The 8,177-nt window shown below is 46.2% G+C and carries 3 protein-coding genes; all 3 read left to right on the top strand.

The features are described 5' to 3' along the window. The first annotated feature begins 364 nt into the window (after window positions 1-364). The 3 genes from NG833_RS26795 to NG833_RS26785 all read left to right on the top strand — a co-directional run bounded on the left by NG833_RS26795 (window position 365) and on the right by NG833_RS26785 (window position 8,111). On the top strand, window positions 365-6,673 hold the full coding sequence (locus tag NG833_RS26795; RefSeq protein ID WP_254568330.1) for an AAA family ATPase: 6,309 nt from the start codon (window positions 365-367) through the stop codon (window positions 6,671-6,673). Between the two features lie 106 nt (window positions 6,674-6,779). Continuing rightward, complete coding sequence (locus tag NG833_RS26790; protein ID WP_254568329.1) at window positions 6,780-7,160, top strand: response regulator transcription factor; 381 nt, start codon at window positions 6,780-6,782, stop codon at window positions 7,158-7,160. Between the two features lie 300 nt (window positions 7,161-7,460). Then, complete coding sequence (locus NG833_RS26785) at window positions 7,461-8,111, top strand: YqiA/YcfP family alpha/beta fold hydrolase (RefSeq protein ID WP_254568328.1); 651 nt, start codon at window positions 7,461-7,463, stop codon at window positions 8,109-8,111. Window positions 8,112-8,177 lie beyond the last annotated feature (66 nt).

The following is an 8,177-nucleotide window of genomic DNA, read 5'->3' as shown; positions in this document are numbered from 1 at the left end:
TCCAACAAATAAATCATCCTTGCTTTGATGCGATCGCACCTAACAAGGCTCTTTTAGCCCGCGCAGGCGGGCTTTGTCCGTGTAGCCCCAGGCTTGAGCCTGCGGGTTTTTTGAAGGTTTTATTTTTTGGAGTTCCCTGATCCAGGGACAAACTAACGGCGGTAATTAACGCCCAGTACAGCCCTGAGATAGAATCCGGTTGGAAAAACCCGCACCCTAAAGGGTGGGGCTATACGAACAAAGCCCGCCTGCGCGGGCTAATATAGAAAACCGACTTGAGGCAACCGGATTTTGTATGAAACCGTCGCGGGTTTAAATCCTCGACGGTTGCCGCCCTTTAACTGCACGACTTACGAGTAGAAAAATGACTATGAATATTCTGGGTTATGAACTGGCTGAACCGATAGAAACCGGCCTCAATACTATCATTTATCGCGGCTATAAGGCCACAGATAAGACTACAGCAATTTTAAAAGTATTGGCCTCTCCCTCGCCGACGATTGAAGACTTGATTAAATTTAGGAATGAGTATGAAATTTGTAAAAATCTGGATATTCCGGGGATTGTCAAGCCCTTAGCCTTGACCGATTATCAAAATAGTTTAGCCTTGGTTTTGGAGGATTTTGGCGGCCAGTCTTTGAAAAAGAGCATGGACGAAAAGCCCCTCACCTTGGCTGAGTTTTTGCACTTAGGGATTCAGCTTACGACCAGTCTGGGACAACTCCATCATCATCAGATTGTTCATAAAGATATTAAGCCTCAAAATCTGATTCTTAATCCTCGAACTGGGGAAATTAAAATTACCGATTTTAGCATCGCGATGCGACTCTCTTCTGAAACTTCTTGGAGTCAAGAGACGGTGTTGGAAGGGACGTTATCTTATATGTCTCCGGAACAAACGGGACGGATGAATCGGGCGGTGGATTATCGCACGGATTTTTATTCCCTGGGAGTGACGTTCTATGAGATGCTGACGGGACGATTACCCTTTGAGGCGGTTGATGCGTTAGAGTTAATCTATTGTCATATTGCGAAAATCGCGGTTTCTCCCAATCAAATTAACCCGCAAATTCCCCAAGCAGTGGCGGATATTGTCATGAAATTGATGGCAAAAACGGCGGAAGACCGCTATCAAACCAGTCAGGGTCTGTTGTTTGATTTGGAAAGCTGTTTAACTCAATTAGAAGCCAAGGGAAGCATTGAATTGTTTGCCGTGGGAGAACGCGATCGCGCCAGTCAATTGCTGATTCCCCAAAAACTTTATGGGCGGGAAAATGAGGTGGAAACCTTAATGGCAACCTTTCAACGGGTTGCTCAAGGTAGCAGTGAAATGATGCTAGTTTCCGGCTATTCTGGCATTGGAAAATCTGCCTTGGTTGCGGAAGTTCATAAACCGATTGTCGGGGCGCGAGGCTATTTTATTTCGGGAAAATATGACCAATATAAACGCAATATTCCTTATGCGGGACTGATTCAAGCCTTTTCTGAATTGATTGACCGCCTGTTGACGGAAAGTCCCGATCGCATTACTTTCTGGCAACAACAACTCACCCAAGCGTTGGGGAGTAATGGACAGGCGATCGTGGAGGTAATTCCCAAGGTGGAAGCCATTGTTGGACCCCAACCCCCCATTGCCGAACTGGGGCCGATTGAATCCCAGAATCGCTTCAATCGGGTGTTTCAACAGTTTTTGCAGACATTTTGCAAAAAAGACCATCCCCTGGTAATTTTTCTGGATGATTTACAATGGGCTGATACCGCCTCTTTACACTTAATTTATCAACTGATTAATGACCTCGACCAACAATATTTTTTACTAATTGGGGCTTATCGGGATAACGAAGTGAATGCAGTTCATCCCCTGATGCAAACCCTAGAGGCGTTGCAATTAAAAGGGGCGACGATGAATCATATTGTGTTGCAACCTTTAGAGAAGGTTCATGTCAACGAATTGATTGCGGATACCCTCGATGAACCCGAGAAGTCGCGTCCCTTGGCGGAACTGCTTTACAATAAAACCCAGGGCAATCCCTTTTTCCTGACCCAACTGCTGAAAACCCTTTGGGATGAAAAACTTTTAAGTTATGAGTTCAGTGTGGGAGTCTGGCAGTGGAATCTTGACCGGATTTTAGCCGTGGGAATTGCCGATCGCAATGTGGTCGAATTAATGGCCCGCAATATTCAAAAACTCCCAGAATCTACTCAAACTATCTTACAATTAGCCGCTTGTGTGGGCAATACTTTCACCTTAGAAGTCCTGGCGATCGTCAGTGAAAGTTCCCCGATGGCAACCGCTGCCTCACTCTGGTCCGCCTTACAATCAGGCTTAATTTTACCCCTGAGTTCGGGATATAAAATTCCCCTGCTGCTTGGGGATGAGGGAGAGGAAAATTTGGATTCTCCAACCCGAGTCAACCTGTATGACTTGTTAGAAACTGAATCTATTTCTTATAAGTTTTTGCATGACCGAGTTCAACAGGCCGCTTATTCCCTGATTGCAGAAGACCAAAAGAAAGAAACTCACCTGAAAATTGGGAAACTGCTGCTAAATAATATTCCCCCGGAGGAACGAGAAGAAACCATTTTTGCCCTAGTTAATCAACTCAACTATGGTTGTGACCTCCTGGACACCCAAGCAGAAAAAGATGAACTCGCCCAGTTGAATGCGATCGCAGGCAATAAAGCCAAACTCTCCACCGCTTATGAAGCAGCTTTGCGCTATTTAAAAGTTGGCATCGGACTCCTAGGTGAGGACTCCTGGGATAGCCAGTACGAGTTAACCCTCTCTCTCTATGTTTCCACCTTGGAGGCGGAATACTTAAATGGTAATTTCCAGGCGGCGCAAACCTTCGCTGACCTGATTCTGGACCGGGCAAAGGCAGTCCTCGATCGGGTGAAAGTGTATGAAATTCAAATGCAAATGGATGCGGCGCAACATCAGATTAGCCAAGCGATTGAAACCGGATTAGCGGCCTTAAATTTGATGGGAATTTCCCTAGCGGTTGCCTCAGAAGAACGAAGTCAATCCCTACAATTACCGGACATTGATGGCATTGCCGAACTGCCGGAAATGACCGACCCTTATGAATTGGCAGTGATGCGAATTCTCATGAATTTAGTCGCCCCGGCTTTACATAGTAGCCAGGTCGAGTTATGCTTCCAACTGGTTTTGACTGCCTTAGAACGCTGTCTGGAAAAAGGCCATTCTGCCATTGCTGCATTTACTTACAGTTGGTATGCCACTCTGTTATGTGGGTCTGGAGACATCGAACGGGGTTATTATGCGGCCCAAATTTCAGTGCAATTGTTAGAACGGTTTCAAGCAAAAACTCTCAAATGCCAAGTTTATAACATGGTGTTTGCCTTTGTTCAACATTGGAAGCAGCCGGTTAAAGTCGCGGTTGATGCCTTACAAGAAGGGCTACAAAGTGGCTTGGAAGTGGGGGATTTAGAATATGCGAGTTACTGCGCTTGTAAATATTGCAGTTACTTGTTTTTAAGTGGAGAATCCCTGGAAACCGTGGCGCGAAAACAAACGCCCTATATTGAATTACTCCACAAACTCAAGTATGAAATTGCCCTCTATGACGGCAGTACCTGGCGGCAACTGGTGGCAAATTTACAAGGGTTAGCCCCGGATCCGTATCGGTTAGTCGGGGAAGTGTTTAACGAAGACCTGATTTTGCCGAAACTCAAAGCGGCGAATGATGGATGGTCTCTGTTTAATGTTTATCTCGCCAAAACTATTCTCAACTTTTTGTTAAAACAACGACAAGTTGCCCTAACTTATGCCACCCTCGCTGCTGAATATTCCGGTTCCGTCAGCGGGGCTTTTACAATGGCGGTTCACAACTTTTACTATTCGCTAGTGTTGCTATCTGTCTATCCTTCCACGACGGTAGCAGACCAGCAGAAGTATTTGCAACAAGTGGAATGCAATCAAGAGAAAATGCGCGAATGGGCGGAACTTGGCCCGATGAATTATCAGCATAAGTATGAGTTAGTCGAAGCGGAAAAAGCCCGAGTTTTAGGTCGAAGTTTAGAGGCGATCGATGGCTATGAACGGGCCATTGCTGGGGCAAAAGAACATGGCTATCTGCCCGAAGAAGCCTTGGCGTATGAACTGGCCTCGAATTTTTATCGCCATCGCCATCAGGAGAAATTTGCCGACACTTACCTGAATGAAGCTTATGCCATTTATACCAAATGGGGGGCCAAAATTAAGGTAGACCAATTAGAAGCGAAATATCCTCAGTTGAAGCTACGGCAGCCAACCCTTTCCCGAAAGGGTGTAGCAATGGCTCAAATGACAACGGCGACGACTTTCGGCAGTTCGGCTGCTTTGGATTTAGCCACGGTAATTAAAGCGTCTCAAGCGATTTCTTCTGAATTGCAAATTGAGAAGTTGGTTGAGAAGTTAATGAATATTCTCATTGAAAATGCCGGGGCGCAGAAAGGATTTTTGGTGTTAGCAGAAGGGGAAAAACTGATTCTGGCGGCGGAGGTAGGTCTGGACAAAAAAACTCAGGGAATCAAGCTACGATTTGATGCCTTAGATACCAAGGCCGATCTGCCTTGGTCGATTATTCATTATGTCCGCCGGACTCAAAACCATGTGGTCTTAAATGATGCCCTCCGGGAGGGATTATTTACGAACGATCGCTATGTCAGTACCTATCAGGTGAAGTCGCTGTTATGTGCACCATTTGTCAATCAAGGGAAACTGGTGGGGATTGTTTATTTAGAGAATAATCTCACCCGTAGCGCCTTTACTCGCGATCGCCTGGAAGTGTTACGCTTACTCTCGGGACAAGCGGCAATTTCCATTGATTTAGCGCGAACGGTGAACCAGTTACAAGATACCGTCGCTTATTTGAATGCGATCGTCAACAATATCGCCGATGGGTTGCTGGTGACGGATATGCGCGATCGCATTTCCCGCTTGAACCCCTCCTTATTAGAGATGTTTGGATTACCCGCTACTGAACTCCAGGGTCAGGATTGCCAGCAGGGACTGAGTACCGAACTCGCCACCTTAGTCGCACAATCCCGGGAAAACCTCACGGACGTGCTATCAGCGGAAATTCCTTTAACCAACAATCGCATCGGGAAAGCAGTCGCCACCTCCATTGTCACGGACTCCCCTTCCGAGGAACAAAGTCCAAGCTGTATCGGGACTGTCACCTTGATTCGGGATATCACTACAGAGAAAGAAGTCGATCGCATGAAAACCGACTTTATCTCCACGGTTTCTCACGAACTGCGGACGCCTCTCACTTCCGTGGTGGGATTTGCCAAAATTGTCAACAAAAAACTCCATGATAAGATTGTAGGCGCACTCGAAAACGCGGATAAGAAGACGCAACGGGCGTTGCAGCAAGTCACGGACAACATTGAGATTATTATTTCTGAAGGGGAACGGTTGACGAATCTGATTAATGATGTGCTAGATATCGCCAAGATGGAAGCGGGGAAAGTGGAGTGGCAAATGCAACCAATTTCCCTGAGTGAACTCATGGAACGGGCGATCGCCTCCACTTCTAGTCTCTTTCAAAGCACTCAATTACAGGTGCAGGTGGAGATTCAACCGGAACTACCACAAGTCAGTGGCGATCGCGATCGGTTATTGCAAGTGCTGATTAATCTGATCTCCAATGCTGCCAAATTCACCGATACCGGGACCGTCACCCTCCGCGCCACCCAAAACGAGGAACAGGTGGTGGTGAGCATTATCGACACCGGCATCGGCATCCCCACGGAGTTTCAAGATACAGTGTTTGAGAAATTTAAACAAGTGGGAGATACCCTCACAGATAAACCCCGAGGAACTGGACTGGGACTGCCGATTTGTAAACAAATTATCGAACATCACGGGGGCAAAATTTGGGTCGAAAGTACACCGGGTCAAGGCAGTACCTTCTCCTTTAGCTTACCCCTCCTGGGTTCTAGCATTACCCCGGAACTCGAAAAACTCAACTTGGATAGCTTTGTCAAACAACTCAAAGAACGAATTGTCACCACCCCGAAACGAGACACGGATTCAGTCAAAACCATTCTCGTGGTTGATGATGATACTCACATTCGGTCCCTGCTGCGCCAAGAGTTAGAAAGTTCTGGATATCAAGTCCGGGAAGCAAAAGATGGCATGGAAGCGATCGCTGAAGTGAAATCCCTCAAACCGGACCTAATCTTACTGGATGTGATGATGCCGCAAATCAGCGGATTTGATGTGGCAGCAGTGCTCAAACATGACCCAGAAACGATGGATATCCCCATTATCATTCTCTCGATTATTGAAGACAAACAACGGGGATATCGCTTAGGCATCGATCGCTACTTAACCAAACCCATCGATACCGAAAAACTGTTTGAGAATATCGGGGCCTTACTGTCCAAAGGGGCCTCGAAAAAGAACGTGATCGTCGTCGATGAAGATGCCGGTGCCGTCAAAACCTTAGTCGATGTCCTAGAGGCGAAGGGGTACAGTGTTGTCGAGGCAGCGACGGGTCAAGAGTGCATTGAAAAAGCAATGGCGATCGGACCTGATATGATTATTCTCAATTCTGTGCTATCCGAGCATCACGAAATCGTCAAAACCTTACGATTTGAAAAAGGGCTGGAAAATGTCTTATTTCTCTTGCTAGAGGATGACGGTTCCGGTTCTCTCGGATAACTGCACGGAGGATAATTCTCCGAAAAATTCGGCAATTCAGACGGGATAAAAATACTTTGTCCCGTTTGAATTGCACCTTTTACTGTTTACCCCGATAGGAGGTTATATGGCGAAGAAAATCTTAATTGTGGATGATGAACCCCATATCCGCATTCTCATGGAACAAACCCTAGAAGAACTGGAAGATGAGGGGGTCGAATTGCTCACGGCTATCAATGGAGAAGATGCGCTCAATACCATCAAAGCCGAAAAACCCGAATTAGTTTTTTTGGATGTGATGATGCCGAAAATGAGCGGATTTGAAGTTTGTAATGCGGTTAAAAATGAACTGGGAATCAAAGATGTTTATATTATCATGCTGACGGCCAAAGGTCAAGAGTTTGACAAGCAAAAAGGTAGTGAATCCGGGGCGGATTTGTACATGACAAAGCCATTTGACCCGGATGAAGTGTTGGAAAAATCAATGGAAATTTTAGGGATTGATTAAATATATCATGTTTGCTCGATTACCCAGATTGACCTAACCCCCCAACCCCCTTCCCTACGAGGGAAGGGGGAGAAGAAGTGTTGGAAAAATCAATGGAAATTTTAGGCATTGATTAAATATATCATGTTTGCTCGATTACCCAGATTGACCTAACCCCCCAACCCCCTTCCCTCGTAGGGAAGGGGGAGAAGAAGTGCTGGAAGGGGGAGAAGAAGGATTTGAAATAAACTGGATAAGTTCGATGATTTTTCCCGGGAGTGGGAGCATCTTGCTCCCTGTTACTGCCAAGGATAGTTTACCATGACTGAAAATTTGCCTCAGACTTACATTTATTTACATGGATTTGCATCGAGTCCTGATTCCTTCAAGGCGAATTATCTGCGCGATCGCTTTGCAGAAATCGCCATTCCTCTGAAGATTCCCAATCTCAATCAGGGGGATTTTTCTCATCTGACTTTGACTCGGCAACTGGAACAAGTGGCGAGGGAATTCCCACCAGAACCAGCTACAGTTACCCTGATTGGCTCAAGTTTTGGGGGACTGACTTCTGCCTGGTTAGCGGAACGATATCCGCAGGTCGATCGCCTGGTTTTATTAGCTCCTGCTTTTGAATTCCTGAGTCATTGGATGGCGAGTTTGGGTCTGAAACGGATTGAATTGTGGCAAAAAGAGGGGTATTTTCCGATTTATCATTATGGGGAAAAGCGGGAGATTCCCTTGAGTTATCAATTTATAAATGATGCTCAAGGGTACGTTGAAAATCAGTTGCAGCGACCGTTACCGACTTTGATTTTACATGGGGTGAAAGATGAGGTGATTCCGGTTGAGGCAAGTCGTCGATTTGCTGCTTCTCGTCCTTGGGTGGAGATGGTGGAGTTGGATAGCGATCATGGGTTGGGGAATGTGATGCCGGAGATTTGGGAGGCGATTCAGGGTTTTTGTGGGATTTGATGGGGGTGGGAATGATTTCTCATCTTGATGAGGTACATTCTTTTGGAGTGCGAGCTTTTGGAGTGC

It is taken from the genome of Oscillatoria sp. HE19RPO (assembly GCF_024220515.1).
In the GTDB taxonomy this organism is placed as follows: Bacteria; Cyanobacteriota; Cyanobacteriia; order Cyanobacteriales; family Laspinemataceae; genus Laspinema.
The sequence above is the reverse complement of the archived record's forward strand: the minus strand, read 5'-3'. Positions and strand labels throughout refer to the sequence as shown.

Coding starts and splice junctions, on each gene's coding strand:
- NG833_RS26795 (WP_254568330.1), top strand. CDS start 365: ATGACTATGAATATTCTGGGTTATGAACTGGCTGAACCGATAGAAACC.
- NG833_RS26790 (WP_254568329.1), top strand. CDS start 6,780: ATGGCGAAGAAAATCTTAATTGTGGATGATGAACCCCATATCCGCATT.
- NG833_RS26785 (WP_254568328.1), top strand. CDS start 7,461: ATGACTGAAAATTTGCCTCAGACTTACATTTATTTACATGGATTTGCA.